Source organism: Flavobacterium sp. Leaf82 (assembly GCF_001422725.1).
Lineage (GTDB): Bacteria > Bacteroidota > Bacteroidia > Flavobacteriales > Flavobacteriaceae > Flavobacterium.
Map to the genome: position 1 here is coordinate 238442 of NZ_LMMA01000036.1, position 22956 is coordinate 261397.

Here is a 22956-nt window from a genome sequence, read left to right on the forward strand (position 1 = left end):
ATATTTACGGTTAAAAACTTATTTTTTAATAAAACGTCTTACTGTTTTGATTCCGTCTTTTTCTACTAAAATCAAGTAGATTCCGGATTTCAAACTTGCAACATCGATCGTGTTATTACTTACTTTTTGTGTAGAAATTGTCGCGCCTCCTTCAGAATTAATAATGCTTACGTTTGCTCCTGAAACTTCAGTAGTAAATGAAATTGTATCTTCTGTTGGATTTGGATAAATAGTCAAACCTTCAATTCCGGATTGAGAAGCTGTTTTTGCTGCTAATGCTGCTCCGGATTTTGTAATGCGAAACCAGTTTAAGTTCACACCCGTATTTTGAATATAAATACCAAAATTATAGGTTCCGGCATTTACGTTTACAGTTTGCGTTATCGTTTGCCAGTTTTGCCATCCTCCGGTATTTGGTACATTTACATTTCCTAACTGGATTGTTCCTGCATTTAGATCAGATGATATTTTGGCTCCGGTTACGGCACTTGCTACTCTATATTCGATTACATAGGATCCTGAAGTTGGGAAATTGATGTTTGAATATGCCATCCAATCGCCTGTATCTGCGTATCCTACATTAAGACCTCCTCCGGTATCTGTTGTAGCTTCGGTCTGAACGCCGCTCATTGACGAATAGCTTTCTGCCTGAATCAAAGTTCCTGTACCTGTAGGTGGCTGGCTTCCTGTAATAACCTGATTAACGGCTGTTAATAGTGACTTAGCACCAACAGCATCTTGAGATAATTCCCAAATCATAACCCCTCCAGCATTTTGAATCGCGAAAGTTGTTTTTGCTTTGATGGTTGGAATTCCGTTATAATAAATTGTGTTTCCTACCTGATCCTGATTTTCTGCTCCCGGATATTGTGCTACAATATTAGCATAAGAAATTCCCTGATTGGCCGAAGCTCCAAAACCATATCCGTAAAACGGAAGTCCGATGATTGCTTTACTTGCCGGTAATCCTCTGCCTGTCCAGTAATTAAACTGATTTACAGCCATACTGTACGGAGAATGTTGTCCCGGAGTTCCCGGAGCCCAAGGTCCAGTTGCATCATACGCCATGATATTGATCCAGTCATAAGCTGCAAAAGTAGACACAGGTACATTTGCACCGCCATATCCTTCAGAAAGTGCTGCTGTAATTTGTTTACCATTAGCATGTAATTTTGCTGCAAGGGCAATTACGAATCCGCCGTAATCACCATTGATTGCAGGACCTTCAAGATCCACATCTACTCCGTCAAAATTATGTGCTACAACATAATCGTAAATTTTCTGGATAAACGCAGTTCTGTTTCCTGATGTAATCAGATTAAAATAATTGTCGCGAATTGCCCCGCCTTCAGAAATTGCTCCTCCGCCAAGGGAAACAAAAACTTTTACGTTTTGATTGTGGGCAGCGTTGATAAGAGTTGTGTTTCCTGAGTTATAAGAAAGATATCCGTTTGCATCAGGATTTTCGAACGCAATATTTATGTGCGTTAGTTTACTGTACTGAATTGTACTCGAAAATGAATTCAGATCGACCCAGTTGGGTACATAAGCGATTACTTTTTTCTGGGCAATTGATAAATTAAAAACTCCCAATACTAAAATGATTGTCCATTTTAGTGGCATTCCTTTGTAATTGTTTTTCATAATAATTATTTAATAGGTTAATAAAAATTTGTAAAAATGGGGGGCGAAATTTTAAATTTAATGTTTTAGATTTTAGAGTTAAGAGTCAGGATTTAGTGAATAATCCTGACTCTAATACCCTTTAAAATTTATATTGCTTAATTATTTTTTTATAAAACGCTTGATTGTTTGTTTACCTTCTTTTTCAAAAACTAATAGATAAACACCTCTTCGTAATTGCGAAACATCGATACTGCTATTATTTATTTTTTGAGAAGAAACTGTTGAACCGGTTTGAGAATCAACAATTTTTACATTTTCTCCAGAAACTTCTGTAGTAACGAATAAAGTATTTTCTACCGGATTTGGATAAATGTTCAATGCTGTTTCAACTGGAGCTTCTTCTTCAATAGCTAAAGCCGAAGTTGTTTTAGCCGCTAAACCAGCGCCAACTTTTGTAATTTTTATCCAGTTAATGTTCATTCCCGTATTCTGAATATAGATTCCAAAATTGTACGTTCCTGCATTCACGTTTACGGTTTGAGATACGGTTTGCCAGTTTTGCCAACCTCCTGTATTTGGAATATCAACATTGCCCAGAACAATTGTTCCTCCGTTTAAGTCTGATGATAATTTACCGCCTGTTACACCACTTGCAACTCTGTATTCGATTAAGTAAGAACCAGTAGTTGGAAAATTAATGCTGTTATAAGCCAACCAATCGCCAGTTTCTGTGTAACCCACATTAGAACCTCCTCCGGTATCTGTAGTTGCTTCAACCTGAATACCGCTCATGGCTGAATAATCTTCGGCCTGAATTAAAGTCGATGTTTGCGAAGATGTTGCAGCAACCAGTTTCCATTGTCCGCACGTTTGATTGTTGTTATCCCATTGTTGCACAATAGCTCCAGATGCTGTACTTGCTCCTGCAACCTCAACAATTCTACCGCTGTGTCTGGCAACAATTTTATAAAATCCGTCACCTGTAGAAACCAATACAAACTGTTGATTCGTTGTTGCATTGTATGGATATTGCTCTATGCGTGCACCATTTGCTTTATTAAAATTATTTACATCTAAAGACTGACCGCTGTGGTTGGCAATAATTTTATACAATCCGTCGCCTAAATGCGTTAATGTAAATTTTTGATTACTTCCTGAATTAAGCGCACCTTGGTTAATTCCTGCGCCATTTGCAACACTTGAATTCCAGACATCCATGTACAGATTACTGTTTCTGTTTTGCAGGTAAAAAGTTTGATTTCCTAAAGTCGTAGTTCCGTTAGCCAGAATTCTGATCGAAGTTACTTTGTCATTCCAAGTTGTATTCAAACAAGCATTATCAGAATTAATTACGGTAGAAGCTCCTGTAAAATTATCATCCTGATATAAAATCGCCTGAAAACCCTGTGTTACTTTAAGCGAAGAAATATCATCGTTCAAAATACCTAAAGTATTCAAACGTGCAAGATTATAATCTCCAATAGTTAATCCGCCAGAAAATCCGGTATAATTACAATCTTTATAAACCGTAATTACATCTGTAGTTGCAGGAACTGAAGGTACTGATCCTGAATATCCTCCAAAAGAAGCAATTACTTTTGTAGGCTGTGGCGAATGAAGCGATGGCGATTGATCAGCCACATCATCATAAGCAAAACCATATGCCAGATTATCGACACTTATTCCTGGTAAATGCCAGAATTTAGAATAATGATTTGTTGGGTTTACCTGATAAAATTTCGATGCATCATACCAGTTTTGTTGTCCCGGATTTGGGGTTGTTGTGTTTACAACATGTCTGTTAATCGCTGCTGTTAATTGAGCCTGAATTACAAGGTCCAAATCTCCGTCAACAAGTCTTCTGTCCAGAACACCTTTGCCTTCAAGTGCTTCCTGCGTCGATGGTCGGTTTTGAACCCTTCCTGTACGACCCACAAAACCACCAGATTGTCCAACCATTTCCAGTTGTTCACCAATAACTCTTCCTTTAAAAACTCCGGCATCTCCGGCATAAAATATCAAATCTTCATTTTTATATTTATTCCAGATAGCATCAATATAAGATTTTAAATAATTGGCCTGAGCTCCTACAGAAGTTCCTCCGGTTCCGTCTGCAAAAGCAGGAGTTTTTGATGGAGCAGTAATTTCGCCTGTTGCATCATTTACACAACCCTGAAATTCTGATGGCACATTTGCTTTGAAAGCCGCCACGATATCTGCGTGTTTTTTTAATTCTCCTACTCTTTTTTGGTATCCGTTGGCTCCAAATAATTCTAATCCCATTGGGTATTTATAAGAATCAACTCTGGATGGATTTCCAAAAAAGCCATATTGGTTATTGGTTAATTCTATTATTTCGTATAAAATTCCCTGATTTGGATCTGTTGCATTCAACGGGTTTGGAGATGTATATCCTGATGGCGCGCCACTTGCTCCAAAAAAGTAAAAATACAATTGTTGTCCTTTAGCAATAAAAACCCTGCAGCCTGCAATTTGAGGCAGCGTAAAAGTCTTGTTAGGTATTTCGCTTAATTTGGTAAAACAATTGGCATATTTTGAGTTTTGTCCCGGTCCGGTATTTCCGCCAATTGTAGGTCCGGTAACCGTATTATAAGACGAATTCATTGGCAATACCTGACTCGTTTTGGCATTTACCCAAACGTGGTTTCCAGTGTTATAATCAATACCCACAATGGCAACATATAATTCATTGTCATTAAATGTCGAGGTATTACTTATGGTAAAAGGAATAGGTCCCTGACCGTACATTAAATTGGAAAACACCAGAAAAAGTGTTGCCAAAAACGCAATTCTTTTAAGTTTAATTCTATTCATATCTAAATTATTTTGGGGTTACGTAAATAGATTTTAAATCAAGCCATTTTTAAGTAATGACTATATTGATCCGCCAGGTGCAATTACTGGTGCTATCCTTTTTTTAAATTTAAATTCAAGATTATCGAAACCGAGAACATTACTTTAAAACAAATTACACCCAACGGATTTTTATTTATTGCTTGATCAATTTTTTAGACCAGCTTTTTTGATCTGATTTAAAATTAAGAATATAGATTCCTCTTCTAAGTCTGCTAATATCTATTAGATCTTCTCTCACATCAGAATCTATTTTTTTCTCTACCAGCAATGTTCCTGATTCATCATAAATGGTTACCGTTTTATGATCTAATTTTTCCGGTATCGCTATTTGAATATAAGTACTCGCAGGATTAGGATAAACCGCAAATGCAGTAGTTTCAACTTCTGATTCTTCGCTAACAACAGCAGCTTTCTTAGCTGTCGAAGCAGATCCGTAAGCTTCTATTTCGAATAATGAATATCCGTATGGAGCCAAAGCTTTTGTGGTACATAAAATTCTAATATATCTACCAGTTCCGCTTACCGTTAAATCATCAGTTCCGCCGTCGCTTGCTGTTTGAGTGTTTACCGTTTCATTCTCGGTGAAAACATTATCTGTCGAAATTTGTACTTTATACTGAGTTGCAAAAGCTGCTTCCCATTTTAATACTACACGATTAATGTTGTAATTACTTCCTAAATCAACATAAATCCATTCGCTTGCATTAGCAAAACTACTTGCCCAACGAGTTCCCGCATCCCCATCTGTGGCTTTTGCCGATGAATAAGTAGCGTTTTCTTCTGTAGAAGCTGTAGCTGTTTTGGCTAAAGCCAAATTGGTATTATTAACTGGAGGCGTAATATTTCGAACAATAACATCGCTGAAAACTCCCGTTGCCAAAGTTCCGTTTGCATGAGAAGTTACCGCCAATCCCACATAAATGGTGTTTGCCATTGCAATGGTTTTCGGAGTTCCAATTTGTGTCCATGTCGATCCGTTATCAGATGAATAAGACGTAAATACATTTCCTGATCTCGTTATACGAAGCCATTTAGGCGTTGTTCCAGCAGCCGCCTGAGCAGTTGTAATAGCTGAAACTGCCTCTCTCGTTAAAAATTCTACTCCCGCTGCAGCTGTAATATCAGTCATCGCATGTTTAGAAGTTGGCGTAAGCGTTTCGCGAAACATTACACCCGCTTTTGCATATGTATTGGTATTTGTTAATGAATTTACTTTGGCAATAATTTCAGCATCACCGGTAATAGACTGGTTTACAAATTGAAATTGATCGCTTGATTCCCAAATATCAGTTCCGGATCCTTTTATTGTAAAAGTTCCATTGGCATGAGTAGCTTCTCCAGCCGGAGTTACAGCACCTAAATCTGTGCTTATCCATGGCGCTGGTAAAGTTGCCGGAGGATTTTCTGTTCCAACTAAATTTACCGCTCTGATATTATCAAAATAATAGGTATTTCCTGAGTTCGTTCCCGGTTCAAACAAGAACACAAAACGATTTACTTCGCTGTCTAATGTCGATGCATCCGGAGCGCTTGCATAAGTAAACGTAACAGTATGCCAGGCATTCGATTGTTTTACAACTCCTTGATAAATACTATGTCTTCCTGCAGGATAATTCGACGGAATTGATGCGCTGCTTTCTGCCTGCCATGAAATCACAGATCCAACAGCCGCAGATGTATACACATCCATCGTAAACTTTTTAGTTCCTGCTTTGAAATCTCCAATATTGGTTAAAGTCGTATTGAAAGAAAAGTTATCATACAGTTCCGTTGATTTTCTAACATATTTTCCAACGTTTGATGATGTATTAATTCCGCTTGCATTTGGGTTTGCCGTGTTTGGCGTATACGTTCCAATTGCATCTCTAAACGTAATATTGTGAACCGTTTGGTAATCTTCGTACACAACTCCCGGCGTAAAAGTATCCGGCAGTTTGGTAGTACCAATTCTAATATTATCAAAATAATACGTATCGCTGGTATAAGAACCTGAATTCGCCAATATCACCATTTGGTTTATTGCCAAATTTGATGTTCCTGCATCCGGACTTGAATTGTAATAGAAAGTCAGGGTTTCCCATTGATTTTGTTTTGTCGTTATCGCTACATAATTACTGTTTCTTCCTGTGGGGAAATTAGCCGGAAGCGATGTCGCACTATTCTCTAAATTTAAACTTACAACTGTACCAATTGGTGCCGACGTATACACATCGATCATGATTTTATTGGTTTGATTTTTTAATAAACCAGCATCTTCAATTGTGCTTGGTGTATTAAAGAAAAGTACGTCGTATTGTTCCGTAACATTTCGAACATACTTTGCCACATTTGCAGATGAGTTTACAGAATTTGCTCCCGGATTTGCTACAACAGAATATACTCCGGTTGTTGTTCCTTTGATGATTTTATTGATTCCATCATAATTTTGAAGAACATCAGTCGCAATAATTGGTTTTTCAGGAGCGGCTTTTGTGAGTAGATTATCAAAATAATAAGTCGTTCCTGTATTTGAATTGGATTCAAAAAGAAATACAACATTATTAATCGTTAAAGCACTTGTATTAGGATCGATTACTTTTTCGAATTCAAATTCAATGGTTTCCCATTTGTTCTGAACTGTAGTTGTGGCTTTGTAACCGCTGTGTCTTCCGGAAGGAAAATTAGTTGCTGTGGTTACTAAACTATTTTCGAGTTGCATCGATATTTTTGTACCAACAGGCGCCGAAGTATAGATATCAAAAGAAATCTTTTTTCTGCCATATACATAATCGTTTGCATTGCTGATTGTTAGATTTTTGATATTCATAACATCATACAATTCAGATGCGTTACGAACATATTTCCCCACTAAAGCAGATGTATTGATTCCCGTAGACGAAGGATTTGCAACAGCTTCTGTCAAAACTCCCGTTTTAAGCCCGTAAACGATATTTCTATTCGATTGAAAATCTTCATGGATTTTTTCTACCGGTAAAGGCACCTCTGTAGTTACGGCTAATTTATACGTATTACCTGTACAACCAGAAACTGTCGTCGTTACAGCGACATCTCCGCCAGTAGTTCCCCAATTTACAGTAATTGTATTTGTACCTTGTCCTGAAGTAATTGTTGCGCCTGCAGGAACTGTCCAGTTATAAGTTGCACCAGCAATAGCATTTATAGAATATGTTTTACCGGTTTCGTTATGATACACTTTTGCATCGCCCAACACACCATAAGTAAAACTGCCGCTGTAAACACGAACATAATCTACTTGCAATTTTGCCGGAAAATCAGCCGGAATTGGCTCAACTCCTGCTCCGTTTACACTTGTATAAGGCGTTCCTAAACTACCAACAGCCAGATTAAGAATAATATAAAACTGCTGATCGTTAAAAGGCCATCCGCCATTTACAGTTGTTTGTGGTGTAGCAGTATGAAATAAATTGCCATCAATGAACCATTTTATAATATTTGGTCCCCATTCTACCGCATAAACGTGAAATTCTGTAGACAAATCAGTTGGCGAAGAATAGCTTCTTCCGGTATAATGATACCCGCCGCCGTCATAATGAATTGTTCCGTCTATCGATTTTGGATTTCTGTGTTTGGCTTCCATAATATCAATTTCACCCGTAAAAGGCCAATTTGAAGTTCCTGCCGGTAACATCCAGAATGCAGGCCATGCGCCCATTCCGTTCGATAATTTCATACGGGCTTCTACCCTTCCGTATTTTATGGCATATTTACCTTCTGTAGTTAGTTTTGCCGATGAATAAGGCTGTTGCGGAAACGAGGCATTTGGTTCATATTTTGCCTGAATATTCAAATAACTGTTCGTTCCTTCCTTGACAATTGTTGCCTGATTGGGATCGTAACGTTGTGCTTCTGCATTTCCGAATCCGCAGAGCGATGGACACCCGTTTCCGGAAATACTTTGCCATTTGGTCGCGTCCACGGTTGTACCGTTAAACTCATCTGACCAAATTAAAGTGTTACATTGTGAGTGAAGTTTTAAAAAAGGCGACAATACTATAATTGCCAGCAGCATACACCTTTTTACTAAATTGTAATTGCTTCTCGGTGGTCGGCCGAAAAAAGAGTCTTTTTGATTCATTTTTTAGTTTTTTTGTTAGTAAAGATTATTAGCGCAATAAAAACCTGCTTTGTAAAAATTAGATTATTATTTTGATAATAATGGGACAATATTAACAAATAAATGAGGTAAGACTTACATTTTTGAATACGGTTTGACTACGGTGTTTGTAAAAAAATGTAATACTTAGCCCGCAAAATGCGTAAAACTACCTGAGATTTTACTTAATAATAAAAAGACTGATTTTTGTGTGTGTTTTGGAGATGGGAATTTTTGTTTCACGCAGATTTTAAAAAGATTTATGCAGATATGGGCAGATGTTTTTTTTTATTTTACAATGGATTTATCATTTTTTGCAATTATAGCCACAATTTTGTCATTTCGAAGAATGAGAAATCTTAGCAAGTAGCTCTACAAAGATTGACAATTTTGATTGCGGAGTTTCTGACGAGGATTTCTCATTCTTCGAAATGACAAACTAAATGAAACTAAAGCATGAGAATAAAAAAAAATTGCCTAAATCTTTTAAAATCTGCGTAAAAAAAAATCAAAAATTCAGAATATATTCTGTAATATTAGCTTCAGAAGAAAGCTGTAATTTTTTACGAATGCGATATCGGGTATCTTCCACACCGCGGACAGAAATCCCCAAAAGCGGAGCAATTTCTTTAGTATTAAAATTCATTCGCAAATAAGCACACAATCGCATATCACGCGGAGTCAGTTCCGGAAAGCTGATTTTTAATCTTTGCATAAAATTATCATGAAGCTGATTAAAGATTTCTTCAAACTCGTTCCAGTGCTGATCTCCCTGCAATTCATGATCAATAATGCGGTTAATTTTAGTCAGTAAACCATAATTGGTATTAAAGTCATTCTTTTTATCAATCTGTCCAATAAGATCTTTTATCGAAAGTAAAATTTCATTTAAATGAATAAGATTCACAGTATTCGAAGCAACTTTGGCATTTTTGAGATTAATCGTTGCTTCCAGATTTTCTCTCATAATCGTCATATTCTCTTTTTCTAACGCCAGTTTTTGCTCGTTTAATTCAGCCCGATTGCGCAATAATTCTTTTTCCTGATTCAGAATTAATTGTTCCCGTTCCTGTTCTGCAAGATTTTTTTGGTATTTGATAATCGTATAGATCAAAATCCCAAAAAGAATTAAATACAAAATATAAGCCCATGTTGTTCTGTACCAAGGCGGTAAAATCTCAAACTTAAAAACAGCTTCTTCACTGACTACATCATAAATATTTTTTGCCCTTACATGAAAAATATATTCGTTTTCAGGCAAATTGGTATATTCTTTTTCAGTCTGAAGATTCCAGTCCGACCATTTGGGCTCAAAACCTTCCAGCCAGTATTCGTATTTTGTAGCATCGGCCTCATCATAACAAAGTGAAGCAAACGAAAAATGCAACGCGTTATTAGAATGCGATAAAACAGATGAAAGTTTATTTTTTGATGATTCCGTATCCGTAGAAAGTACATCATATCTGCTCGAAAACAACAAACTATCTTTAGGAAAAATAGATTTAACCTCAGAAATAACCGCTTTATACTTTGCCTGATATTTTTTGCTTTTGGTAGTATTGTAATGAATCAAACCGTCTTGCGTGCCAAAAAATACATCTCCGTTAGCTGTTGTCTGAATGTTTTCGAAACCCGGAATATACAGATACCTCAGTTTTCTAAAAGGCAATTCTTCTACAGTAAAATTACCTCCCGATTTCTGACTCATTTTTCCGGTATTCTCTCCTGAAATGTACCAGATATTATTTTGATGATCTTCTTTTAGTAAACGAATATGATTTTGTATGCCAAGAGGTTTCGTAAAAGTAACATCCGGAATCATCTTGTTCGAATGCGCTTTTTGTTTGTAAACGCCTTTTGTAGTTCCAAAAAGTATTTGATTATTAATCATAAAAGTATTTAAAAACAAACTCGACGGAAAACCATTTTTATCATTATAAAACTGAAGGTCTGAAACGCTGTCAAATGTTTTATTAAACCTTATTTTAAAAATTCCTTTATATCCATGCGCAATCCAGATATTTTCAGCAGCATCTGTAACCATTACCCGGCTGCTTTCTTCAAAACCTTTTATTTTGTGCTGATAAACCCAGGAATTATTTATTTTCTTTAATAAATAGAGCCCATTATATCCGCCTACAAGCAATAAATCAGGATGATTAGGGATTAAAACTCCTTGCCACGCGCCATCTGTTTTTGCTAATAATTGTGCCGAATTGCCATTTATCTCAAAGATTCCGTTTTTTTCAAAAGCTAAAAGCGAATTTCCAAAAACACCAATGTTCCAAACGTTTTCAGACATTCCGGCAATATGCTGAAAATGCAGATTTTCATGCTGACCATTTTTATAACGTTCCCAATCTAACCAGAAAACACCGTTATCTGTGGCAATATAAAGTTTGTTTTGATAAATCTGACTGCAATATATTTTAGTTTCGGAATTAGATGCATCAAGTATTTTTGATAAAGGGGACGAAATCTGGATAAGCGAAATACCTTCTTTTAAAGTCACCCATAAATTACCTTCAGTATCAATTTTAAGATTCGTAACATATTCGTTCTGTAAACCTGTTTGCTTATTAATATGCTGAATCAAATTCCCTTCACTATCAATAACTATCAGCCCGGTTTGACGCGTTCCTATTGCAAAATAACCATCAGAAAGAAGAAGTCCGGTTGAAATCTGATTTTGCTTTAGCAAATGATCTACTTTCGTCACAAAAGGTTTTAATTGATTATTCTGATAACTAAAAAGTCCGTTTTTCTGTGTCAGAAGAATTAATCCATCTTTCGTCTCAAAGATTTTCCTGATCTTCAATCCAATAAACTGTTTGCTATTCGGAATTTCAACTAATGCATCGTTTTCCAACTTCAGCAGTCCCTTTACATTATCTGAAACATAGATTTCTGTATTGACTTCAAAAAAATCATCGAACTTGTTCTGAGGTCTTATCGTTTTGATTTTGTTGTTCTTGTAGATAAATATCTCTTCATTAGAGAAAAAAACAACTTCATTCTTGCGAACAACTGTATGCAAAACATCGCCAAAATTTCGCGCAGAATGTTCAATTAATTTTACCAGAGAAGTATATTTATATTGTCCGTTGGGCAACTGCACGGTATAACCAAATTCGCCCTGAGCCCCGACATACATTTTATCGTTTTTAGCAATCGCCAGAGAACGAACCATACTTTTGTTTTCCGGCTGCGTTACAATACTCCATCTTACACCATCGAATTGCATGATTCCAAAATGATTTGCAAAAAACATCATGCCTTTAGAATCCTGTAAAACATCCCAATTTTCTGAAGCCGCTTTATAGGTTTTAGGGCTGTAATTTGTAATAAACGGAACTCCAATTTTTTTAATTTGCGCATTAGCAATTGGATGTAAAAGAGATAGCGATAGAACTAAAATTCTAATTATAAATTTTGTCATTTTGTTTCTGTCTGTAGGTTAGTTCGTAGTTTTTGAGAACTACAGTCTTAAAAATATCCCTTTGGGAAAAGATGTTTTTAAGCCAAAAGAAACTGTTTATTCATTGCTTTCGAAATAACAATTTGATAATCTTAAGCATCAAAAAAAACGAATCTCTGAAACCAAATATATAAAAATTTATTTTAATGTAACAAATTACAATTAATTTAAAGGATTTGATAATGGAAAAATTAGAGGATATTCTAATTAGAAAATGAGATAATGTGGGAATTAGATAATGTGAGAATTAGATAATTTAAAGGCATTACGTTTAATCTTGTAATTCGATCGAAGGAAGAAATCACACTCGAAACTCCGCAAAGTAAATCTAATCTTTGTCGAATTACTAGTGCGATTTCTCCCTTCGCTCGAAATGACACAAACTGGCGCAAACCTGAAACCTCAAACCTCAAACCTCAAACCTGAAAATTGAAAATTGAAACCTAATATGAGAATTAGATGACTTAGAGGCATTATGTTTCATCTTGTCATTTCGAGCGAAGAGAGAAATCATACTCGAAACTCCGCAAAGTACCTAATCTTTGTCGAATTACTAGTGCGATTTCTCCCTTCGCTCGAAATGACACAAACTGGCGCAAACCTGAAACCTGAAACTTGAAACTTGAAACTTGAAACCTGATATGAGAATTAGATAATTTAAAGGCATTATGTTTCATCTTGTCATTTCGAGCGAAGGGAGAAATCACACTCGAAACTCCGCAAAGTAAACCTAATCTTTGTCGAATTACTAGTGCGATTTCTCCCTTCGATCGAAATGACACAAATTGGCGCAAACCTGAAACCTGAAACCTGAAACTTAAAACCTGAAACTTTTTAAAATCTTTAAACCAAAAAACTCAACTCTTCATAAGAATCAAAAAGCGCTGCACCTTCATTCTCTAAATCTTGATTGTTATAACCGTTGGCAAAACCATAGACTTTAAATCCGCCTTGGATTCCTGCGATAACTCCTGCTTTGCTGTCTTCGATTACGATACAGTCTTTTACATCAAAACCCATTTCTTTTGCGGCATGCAGAAAAATTCCCGGCTCTGGTTTCCAGCTATTAATTTCGTACGAACTAAATATTTTATTTTCGAATTTATGCAGTAAACCTGCGACTTCAAGATTAAGTCTGATTTTATCTACGGGACCACTGGAAGCCACACAATAAGGGATTTTTAGTTTTTCGATAAAAGATAGTACACCTTTCATTGGTTTAACTTGTATTTTGAAAGCTTCAAAACTTTTCTGGCGATAATCTGCTTCAAAAGTATCGGGAAGTTTTTTTCCAATCGCATTTTCTATATACAGAAAACATTCTTTTAATTTACGACCGTTAAAATCGCGATACGCATCTTCCAGTTTCATTTTAAAACCATATTCGGCAGCCATTTCAAGCATGATTCCGTTACCAATTTTTTCTGTATCTACAAGAACTCCATCACAATCGAAAATAATACACTTAACTTCCATAATCTTTATTTACATTTTTAATTATTCGGCTTGACCGAAAATGTAAATTACAAAATTATTCCCGAAAGCAAGGTAAATTTTAGAGCGAAGAAGAAATTTTCGAGATTATCTGAATAATAAAATCAGCCTGTGCGTGATTTATTTTTTTTAAAGCGTGTTCAGTTTGAAACCATTCGGCTCTGTCAACTTCAGGAAACGATTGTAGTTTTCCGGATTTCGGCGGCCATTCCATTTCGAAATCGTTACTTTTTACGAGCGATGCATCAATATCAAATTCCAAAGCCCAGGCAAAAATGGTTTTTCCTGATTTGAGTTTTACCGATTCCAGTTCAATAAAATCACCTTCTAATTCAAAACCTGTTTCTTCCTGAAATTCGCGTTTTGCAGCATCAAGCGCATCTTCTTCATTTGTAAATTCTCCTTTTGGAATCGACCAGCTTTCTAAATCTTTATTCTTCCAGAATGGGCCACCGGGATGAACCAATAAAAAGAAAATTGTTTTATCGACGAATTTGTAGAGTAATATGCCGGCGCTTTGTTTCATGGGATTTAATTTATAACCTAAAGATAGTGTTTAATTAGTTTATGTATTTTACATTAATCCCATAATCCGTATTCTGTACATTTTTACCCCAATTCTGTATTTTTAATCAATGATCTATTCCTAAATTTATATTTCGTTACACGTCACTTTACAAATATTAAAAAATAACCACTTTGAAAAAGCCTCTTTTATTTCTCGCGATTCTGGCAAGTAGTTTTACCATTCATGCTCAAAACAAAATTATTACGGTTACTAATTCCCTTTCTGTCGATCGGGAATATGAAACGGTTGAACTTACTAAAAAATCACTCCAATTACCATCATCAGCTAAACTCGAAGATTATACGGTAAAAGATATAAGTTCTAATTCGTATTTAGAAACGCAAGCAGTAGACAATGATGGCGATGGTGTTATGGATCTCTTATTATTTCAGCCGAAAATAAGCGCTTCCTCTACAAAAGAGTTTGAAGTTATACCATCAGACAATCCATCAGGAACAAAAAATATCAATTGCTATTCGAGATTTGTTCCGGAACGAACGGATGATTATGCTTGGGAAAACAACAAAGTTGCCTTTAGAACCTATGGTCCTGTGGCACAAAAAATGGTCGAAGATAAAATTGCAGGGGGAACTTTAACAAGCGGAATTGATGCCTGGCTAAAAAGAGTCGATTACCCAATAATCAATAAATGGTACGAAAAAGCCACTAACGGAACCGGAACATATCATAAAGATACTGGCGAAGGCTTGGATAATTTTCATGTGGGAGATAGTCGCGGTGTTGGCGGAATTGCCGTTAAAGTCGATGATAAATATTATTTTTCTAAGAATTTCACCTCCTGGAAAACCATTACAACCGGACCTATCAGAACGAGTTTTATCCTAACTTATGCCGATTGGGATGCAAAAGGCAATAAAATAACGGAGTCTAAATTGATAAGTCTTGATTACGGAAGTTACCTTTCTCGTTTTGAGATCCATATTACGGGAACAAAAGCTATTGCAGCCGGATTAACACTTCATGACAAAAAAGGAACAATTGGAACCAATATAAAAGAAGGCTGGTTAAGCCATTGGGAACCAATAGACGATTCTGAAATTGGAACCGGAATTGTGGCTCCAAAAAATACTTTAACGAGCTTTGACAATCATATTACGGAAGATAAAGACTTAAGTAATCTTTACGGAAACATCGAAGTAAAAAACAATAAAGCCATTTATTATGTTGGTTTTGGATGGAAAAAAGGAAGTCCGTTTCAAACCAAACAAGATTGGGAAACATATTTAAGTTTGTTTGCTAAAAAGATTAATAATCCTTTGGTTGTGAAGGTTAAGAAATAGTGTTTTTTTTTTGCCCACGGATTTGACGGGTTTGAACGGATTGACGCGGATTTTTATTTTTGTTTACCGCAATCTTTGTTATCCTGACAAACTTTTCGCTAAAAAACAAACCCGACAGGTTTTTAAAACCTGTCGGGTTTATTCGTTTAGATTTGCACCCAATCTTGTCATCCTGACGGAGGAAGGATCACACTAGTAATTCGACAAAGATTGGCGACTAACTTTGCGGAGTTTCGCGTGTGATCCTTCCTCCGTCAGGATGACAAAGATTGTAAACAAAAATAAAAAATCCGCGAAAACCAGTTTAAACCCGCCAAACCCGTGGGCCAAACTTCTACTCTTTCTTCACAGGAAAATAATTCTCTTTTAAAATAATTTCTAGCGGTATATAATGTGTATTAACTACGGTTTCCTGCAATACCAGCTTTTTATACAAATGATTTATTCCCATATATCCTTGCTCTTCGGGTCTTTGGTTGATTAGAAAATCGATTACGCCTTTGTTTAAGTATTCTATATTTTCTTTTAGTAAATCGTAACCAATAATCCTTACGCCTTTTATATTGTTTTGTTCTAAAAATCTGGCAACAATATAAGCTCTTGAATTAGGTACAAAAACGCTGTTGATTCCGGAGAACATTTCTAAATTTAGTTGATCAATTCCCGAATCTTTTATCGTGACTTCAGAAAATTTGAAGTTTTTTAGTTCTTCATGATCTTTAAAAAAAGAATAAAAGCCATCGATACGTTGTAAATAAACAGAGGTGCTTTCGATCTCTCTGGTGATTTTAAAAATCAGGATCTGTCTTTCATTCTTAACGGCAAAACTGATTAATCTTCCGGCAAGATATCCGCTCTGAAAAGCGTCTTGTCCCACATAAGCGTGTTCATCATTATTTGAAATATTCGAATCGATCATAACAACCGGAATATTTTTCTTTTCATATTCTGCTAAAAAGCGAATGGATTCCTGATAAAAAATAGGCGCAAACAATAGTCCGTTGCAATCAAATTCTAAGACTTTTTTTACAGCTTCTTTAAACGAAACCACATTAAAATCATAAAAGAAATAGTCCAGAACAATTCCGAATTTACTAAATTCTACAGCCGCTTTTTCGATTCCGGTAATTTGGCTTTTCCAGTACTCGAGATTTTCATATTGAGGTAAAAATACTGCAAAATGGAACTTTTTATTCAACGCCAGATTACTCGCCAGAATGTTTCGTTTGTAGCCATATTGTTCAATAATAGCATTTACTTTATCTACATTTTCCTGAGCAACCTGCCCACGATTATGGATAATTCTATCAACAGTTCCAGGGGAAACATTGGCTAATTCGGCAATTTTTTTTATCGTTATGATATTGATAAGTTTTAAGTTAAATGACGCTTTACATCGCTCTAAATTATTATTATTTTTATTAAATATAAGTTGTTTTACTTAACTTTTTATATACATTTGTAAAAGCCCGTGTGCGTACACGCAAATATACACATGTGTTTGAAAAAACATAACATTAAATCAAAATATTTACAACGATTTAAGTTATTACAAGATTTAAAGGAATCTTAGAATACAAAAACTGACATAAAAATAAATACTGACATATATAATATTAATTACTAAAAACCAGTAAGATACAATAAATCATATAAGTTAAAACTTTAGATATAAAATCAAATTAGAAAATATAAAAACCAAATAAAATGATTGTAGATTCATTACAAAACGCTGCAAAATATTTCAGCCTTCATCCTAAATTCAAAGAAGCTTTTGAATATGTAAATCAAAACGATATCAGCCAACTTGAAGAAGGTGCTTTTGAAATTGCCGACGGATTAAAAGTAATTGTAATTGTTGGTGAAGGTGCCACAAAAGAAGAAAGTATAAAAGGTTTTGAATGTCACGATCAAAACATCGATATTCAGATTTCGATAAAAGGTCCGGAAACTTTTGCCTGGAAACCAAGAGAAAAATGTGTGAGTCCAAATGGGGATTATAGCGACGAAAGAGATGTTCGCTTTTTTCACGATAAACCGGATATGTTTTTTGAATTGCAGGAAAAACAATTTGCGATTCTATTCCCCACAGATGTTCACGCTGCAATGATTGGCGAAGGAACGCTTAAAAAAATCGTTATTAAAGTTAGAGTTTAAATTTAAAAACTGATGAGCACAATTCAAAATACCATAAATGTTATTGCCGAGCAAGGTATTCTTCCGCTGTATTTTATTACTGACGAAACTATTAGCGTTGAGATTTTAAGAACACTTTACAAGGCTGGAATCAGAGCAGTTGAATATACGAACAGAGGTCCTGAAGCATTATCGAACTTCAAAAAAATGGTGGCTGTTCGAAATGCCGAATTACCTGAAATGTTATTGGGTATCGGAACGATTAAAAATCTGGAACACGCCAAAGCATTTAACGACGCCCAAGCCGATTTTTTTATTAGTCCGGGGTTTGTTCCTGAAGTGGCTGATTTCTTGAAAGACAAAGGAGTTTTGTACGCTCCGGGTTGTATGACACCAACAGAAATTATAGCGGCCGAAAATGCAGGAATAAAACTCGTGAAATTGTTTCCGGGAAATATATTGGGTACAGAATTTTTAAGCAGTATAAAAGATGTTTTCCCATCGTTGGTTTTCATGACCACAGGCGGAGTCGAAACTACACATGCCAGTATTGAGAGTTGGTTTTCTGCCGGCGCTTCTGCGGTTGGATTAGGAAGCAAACTCATCAGTAAAAAGCGTATGGAAGAACAAGATTATCCTGTGATTGAAAGTGAAACGAGAAAAGCGCTGGAGATCATTCAGACGATACGAAAACAATAAATTATTCTTGCCACAGATTAAAAAGATTAACACAGATTATTTTAAAAAATCTTTTCTAATCTTTTTTAAACTATAGCAAAAACACACAACAAATTATAAAACATAAAATGGATTCAATATTTAACCTAAAAGGAAAAATTGCATTAATAACGGGTGGCGCCGGTGTATTGGGAAGCAACTTTGCAAACGTTCTTGCCAAACAAGGCGTTATTGTGGGAATCGTTTCTCAATCGATTGAAAAAGCCAATAAAACAGTTGAAACTATCGAAAGCAATGGCGGAAAAGCTTTTGCGGTTCAGGCGAATGTTTTAAATAAAGAAGAACTGGAAAAAGCCAGAGATTTTATCGTAGAAAAATATGGTCGTCTGGATATTTTGATCAATGCTGCGGGTGGCAATATGCCCGGTGCAACTATTCAGCCAGATCAGGCGATTTATGATATGAAAGTAGATGACTTGCAAAAAGTAGTCGATCTTAATATTATTGGTACCATGTTGCCAACTCAGGTGTTTTCGGAACTTTTTGCGAAACAAAAACAAGGAAACATCATTAATATCTCGTCGGCATCAGCGCAAAGGCCTTTAACGAGAGTTGTGGGGTATTCAGCTTCAAAAGCGGCAATTGATAATTTCACGCAATGGATGTCGGTTGAACTGGCTTCAAAATACGGAGAAGGAATTCGTGTAAATGCAATTTCACCGGGATTTTTTATTGGCGAACAAAACCGCGCTTTATTATTGACTCCGGAAGGAAAACTGACTCCAAGAGGCGAAAAAATTATCGAACATACGCCAATGGGAAGATTTGGAACTCCGGGAGATATTGATGGTGCGCTTTTATTTTTATGCAGTGATATGTCAAAATTTGTAACGGGAACGATCTTAAAAGTCGATGGGGGATTTGCGGCTACAAGTATTTAAAATTTTTATTTTACGATTACATCTCTATTGTCAGGCTGAGCGTAGTCGAAGCCTAAGTTCCAATTGGAGCGCCCTTCGACTCCGCTCAGGGTGACATACGATAATGAAAATTAGATCTCAGTATGATATAAAAATGCAAAATGCTTCTCATGAAAATAAGTGTCCTAGCCCCGATAGAAGTGGAAATCCTTTTATTTTTTTTCTTTAAAAAAATAAAAGATTGAAACGTATAGCGGGATTAGCTCCTGAAAATTATAAAAATAATACTCTCAAAGTTTAAGGCTTTGGAGGCAAAAAACAAATTGAAAATGGAACAAACGTTAAGATGGTTCGGGCCAAACGATCCCGTTTCTCTGCAAGATATTAAACAAACCGGAGCTACCGGAATTGTAACGGCATTACACCATATCCCGAATGGACAAGTTTGGGATATTGAAGAAATTATTAAACGAAAAGTCGAAATTGAACATGAAAACGGAGATCCTAAAAAAGGAGCTTCGGGATTGACATGGTCGGTTGTAGAGAGTATTCCGGTTCATGAAGACATTAAGAAGCAAACCGGAAATTATCTTCAGTACATTGAAAATTATAAGGAAAGTATTCGAAATCTGGCATTATGCGGGATCAAATGTATTTGCTATAATTTCATGCCGGTTTTAGATTGGTCGAGAACGGATCTGGCGTATGAAACTGCTGACGGATCGAAAGCTTTACGTTTTGATATTAATGCTTTTGCTGCTTTTGAATTGTATATTTTGAAAAGACCGGGAGCAGAAAATGAATATTCGGCAGCACAAATCGGGAAGGCAAAAAGCTATTTTGAAGCTATGACGGATGCTGATAAAGTAAAATTACAGCAAAATATTTTGGCGGGACTTCCGGGTGCTGAAGAAGCGTATTCTGTAGAGGATTTCCTGATTACTTTAAGCGGTTACAACCATATTGACAGAGCGGCTTTGAAGAAAAATTTATTCTTCTTTTTACAGGAAATTATTCCGGTTGCCGAAAGTAAAGGTGTTTTGATGGCGATTCATCCTGACGATCCGCCCTACCCGATTCTAGGATTGCCAAGAGTAGTAAGTACCGAAGAGGATTTGGTTGAATTGATGGCTTGCGCCGAATCAAAATCGAACGGGTTTACAATGTGTACGGGTTCTTATGGCGTGCGCGCTGATAATGATTTACCTGGAATCGTAAGACGCCACGGCGATAAAATGAATTTTATTCACTTAAGAAGCACGGAAAGAGATGCTGAAGGAAGCTTTTATGAAGCGAATCATCTTGAAGGCGATGTAGATATGTACGAAGTGGTAAAAGCGATTATCGAAGTAGAAAAAAGAAATAACAGTCAATTGCCAATGCGTCCGGATCACGGGCATCAAATGCTGGACGATTTAAATAAAAAGACCAATCCGGGATATTCTGCGATTGGGCGTTTGAGAGGATTGGCGGAGTTGAGAGGACTTGAAATGGGGATTAAGAAGTCGCTATAATATAATCGCGCAAAGTCGCAGAGGCGCGAAGATTTTTTGCCACGAATTCACGAATGATTGCGCATAATTAATTAGAAAAATTCGTGAATTCGTGGCTGTTTAATGAAGATCATCTTTGTCAAAGATTTATCTAATTTAATAAGAATAATAAATAATATAAAGTCTAGTTTGTCATTTCGACGAAGGAGAAATCTCCGCAATGTATTTCCATTCTCTGCGGAGTTTCTTGTGAAGATTTCTCCTTCGTCGAAATGACAAGATTGCGATTAAAACTTTGCGCCTTAGTGCCTTTGTGGCATAAAAAAACTAACTAACCAAATAACCACAACCATGAATACCCAAACCCTCCTTATCTACTGCAGTGTTTTTGTCAATAGTATTGTTATGGCGCAGCAAACGCCTAAAATACTGAGTGATTCAAAAGCCAATTATCTGCCTGATTTTAGTTATGCTGGTTATCATTTTGGAGAAAAAAAACTGCCGGAAACTCAGGGAACGATCATCAATGCGACTGATTATGGCGTAAAAGCAAATGATGGTCTTGATGATTCGAAAGCTTTACTAAAAGCGGTAAAAGCTGCCAATGCGGTTGAAGGAAATGTGATTTTGCAATTGCCAGCGGGACGCATTATCCTGAGCGAAATTGTCTATATCGAAAGGAGTAATTTCGTTCTTCGAGGTGCGGGTTCTGGTGATAACGGAACCGAAATTTATTGCCCAAGACCAATGATGTATCTTAAGGATTCTGAGTCTTTGGCCGAACTTCGAGAATATCTGACTACACTCGATAAAAGACAACGCGAACCAGAAAACAATGTCGATTTGCCTTTCTCGCAATATGCCTGGTCGGGCGGATTTATCTGGACGCAAGTTCCGGGTGAACGTGTAAAATCGTATCTGGATAAATATGAGCCTACGCCAAATCCGTTAGCGAAAGTGAGTTCTGGAAATATGGGTGAACATACCATTTCGGTTTCGGAAATAAAAGGATTGAAAGTTGGCGATATTGTCGAATTGCAATTATTTAATAAGGATGGCGAAAACGGCGAAATCATAAAAGATTTGTACAAAGGCGCGAATGTAAAACCGGGTTCTCATCACTGGAAATTTCCTAAACTTCCAATCGTAAGACAACAGGTAGAAATTACTAAAATTTCGGGTTCAAAAATCACGATTAAAACGCCTTTGACGATTGCTATAAAACCAAGTTATCAGGCACAATTGGTAGAATGGAAACATCTTGAAGAAGTAGGAATCGAACATTTGCGTTTTACTTTTCCTGATATTCCAAGAGTTGCTCATCACGTAGAACCTGGAAATAACGGAATTTTTCTAACCAGACTTTTTAATAGTTGGGTAAAAGACATTAAAATCACCAATGCCGATAGCGGAATTTTAGGCGAAGAAATTGCGAATGTTACCGTTCAGGATATTGTGACCGATGGTGCTCATTTGTCGCATTATACGGTGACTTTGGGCGGTGTGCACAATGTTCTGGTTAAGAATCTAAAAATCTATAATAAGGCGGTACATCCTTTAAGTTTTAATACTTTTTCGACTAAAAACGTGTATCAGGATTGTGAGATTTTTGCCGATGCTCTTTTAGATCAGCATTCGGGGGCGAATCATCAAAACTTATTTGATAATATTACGGTACATATTACGGCGGACAAAAATAATAGTTATCTGTTATTTGGGGGTGGCGGTGCTGATTACTGGAAACCTTCTCACGGACCTTTTAGTACTTTTTGGAATCTGAATGTTCAGGTTTCAAACCCAAATGATAAACCGGCTTTATTATACGGCATGAAAGATGGTCCTTTTGCAAGAATTATTGGCGTGAACGGAAACACCAAATTCGAAGTAAAATATGAACCTGATGCTTATATTGAGTTCTTAAATACAGCAATGGATAAAGTTCCTTCGTTGTATGATTATCAATTGCAGAAACGATTAAAAAATTAATTTAAACACATAGAAACATAGTTTTTTGGAGTGTAAAAAAGCGTTTCACTTGCATTAACAATCATAGTATTACGTATAGCTATGTGTGAAAACTAGTTTTTTTGATTGACTCTTTTCAGTAAAGAAAAATCTATGTTTCTATGTGTTAATATTTTAGCCACTCCCGATAGTTATTGGGATTTACAGATTAAAAAGATTTTTTTACCACGAATTCACGAATTTTTTTTATTAATTAACCGAAATCATTCGTGAATTCGTGGCTATTTTTTTAAAATTATTTCGTTA

13 protein-coding genes are annotated in these 22956 nt (G+C 36.1%); 6 read left to right on the forward strand and 7 right to left on the reverse strand.

Annotated features, from left to right (window positions below):
* Window positions 1–18: 18 nt before the first annotated feature.
* The 6 genes from ASF10_RS22865 to ASF10_RS22890 form a co-directional block, all read right to left on the reverse strand.
* Window positions 19–1644, reverse strand: coding sequence for a glycosyl hydrolase family 18 protein (locus ASF10_RS22865; RefSeq protein ID WP_056254760.1), 1626 nt, complete (start codon window positions 1642–1644; stop codon window positions 19–21).
* Window positions 1645–1785: 141 nt separating this feature from the next.
* Complete coding sequence (locus ASF10_RS22870) at window positions 1786–4461, reverse strand: beta-1,3-glucanase family protein (protein WP_056254763.1); 2676 nt, start codon at window positions 4459–4461, stop codon at window positions 1786–1788.
* A gap of 175 nt (window positions 4462–4636) precedes the next feature.
* A complete protein-coding gene (locus tag ASF10_RS22875) occupies window positions 4637–8599 on the reverse strand; it encodes a family 16 glycosylhydrolase (RefSeq protein ID WP_056254765.1) in 3963 nt (1320 codons plus the stop codon).
* A 526-nt stretch (window positions 8600–9125) separates the two neighbouring features.
* Window positions 9126–12056 carry a triple tyrosine motif-containing protein gene (locus tag ASF10_RS22880; protein WP_056254767.1) on the reverse strand — a complete coding sequence of 977 codons (2931 nt, stop codon included), beginning with the start codon at window positions 12054–12056 and terminating at the stop codon, window positions 9126–9128.
* 882 nt (window positions 12057–12938) lie between these two features.
* Window positions 12939–13571, reverse strand: a complete 633-nt coding sequence (locus ASF10_RS22885; protein WP_056254769.1) for an HAD family hydrolase — start codon at window positions 13569–13571, stop codon at window positions 12939–12941.
* Between the two features lie 79 nt (window positions 13572–13650).
* On the reverse strand, window positions 13651–14115 hold the full coding sequence (locus ASF10_RS22890; RefSeq protein ID WP_056254772.1) for an NUDIX domain-containing protein: 465 nt from the start codon (window positions 14113–14115) through the stop codon (window positions 13651–13653).
* A 173-nt stretch (window positions 14116–14288) separates the two neighbouring features.
* Between ASF10_RS22890 and ASF10_RS22895 the strand changes: the two genes are divergently transcribed.
* Window positions 14289–15458, forward strand: a complete 1170-nt coding sequence (locus ASF10_RS22895; protein WP_056254774.1) for a DUF4861 family protein — start codon at window positions 14289–14291, stop codon at window positions 15456–15458.
* Between the two features lie 334 nt (window positions 15459–15792).
* Here the strand turns inward: ASF10_RS22895 and ASF10_RS22900 are convergent, their stop codons facing one another.
* Window positions 15793–16887 (reverse strand): LacI family DNA-binding transcriptional regulator, encoded by a 1095-nt coding sequence (locus tag ASF10_RS22900; protein ID WP_317039062.1) that lies wholly within the window; start codon window positions 16885–16887, stop codon window positions 15793–15795.
* A gap of 278 nt (window positions 16888–17165) precedes the next feature.
* Between ASF10_RS22900 and ASF10_RS22905 the strand changes: the two genes are divergently transcribed.
* The 5 genes from ASF10_RS22905 to ASF10_RS22925 all read left to right on the forward strand — a co-directional run bounded on the left by ASF10_RS22905 (window position 17166) and on the right by ASF10_RS22925 (window position 22671).
* Window positions 17166–17615 carry a YhcH/YjgK/YiaL family protein gene (locus tag ASF10_RS22905; RefSeq protein ID WP_056254780.1) on the forward strand — a complete coding sequence of 150 codons (450 nt, stop codon included), beginning with the start codon at window positions 17166–17168 and terminating at the stop codon, window positions 17613–17615.
* 12 nt (window positions 17616–17627) lie between these two features.
* On the forward strand, window positions 17628–18293 hold the full coding sequence (locus ASF10_RS22910; RefSeq protein WP_056254781.1) for a bifunctional 4-hydroxy-2-oxoglutarate aldolase/2-dehydro-3-deoxy-phosphogluconate aldolase: 666 nt from the start codon (window positions 17628–17630) through the stop codon (window positions 18291–18293).
* Between the two features lie 107 nt (window positions 18294–18400).
* Window positions 18401–19213, forward strand: coding sequence for an SDR family oxidoreductase (locus ASF10_RS22915; protein WP_056254784.1), 813 nt, complete (start codon window positions 18401–18403; stop codon window positions 19211–19213).
* Window positions 19214–19521: 308 nt separating this feature from the next.
* Entirely contained in the window at window positions 19522–20706 is a 1185-nt protein-coding gene (uxuA, locus tag ASF10_RS22920) for a mannonate dehydratase (protein WP_056254787.1), read from the forward strand.
* A gap of 330 nt (window positions 20707–21036) precedes the next feature.
* Window positions 21037–22671 carry a DUF4955 domain-containing protein gene (locus ASF10_RS22925; protein ID WP_056254791.1) on the forward strand — a complete coding sequence of 545 codons (1635 nt, stop codon included), beginning with the start codon at window positions 21037–21039 and terminating at the stop codon, window positions 22669–22671.
* The last annotated feature ends 285 nt before the right edge of the window (window positions 22672–22956 follow it).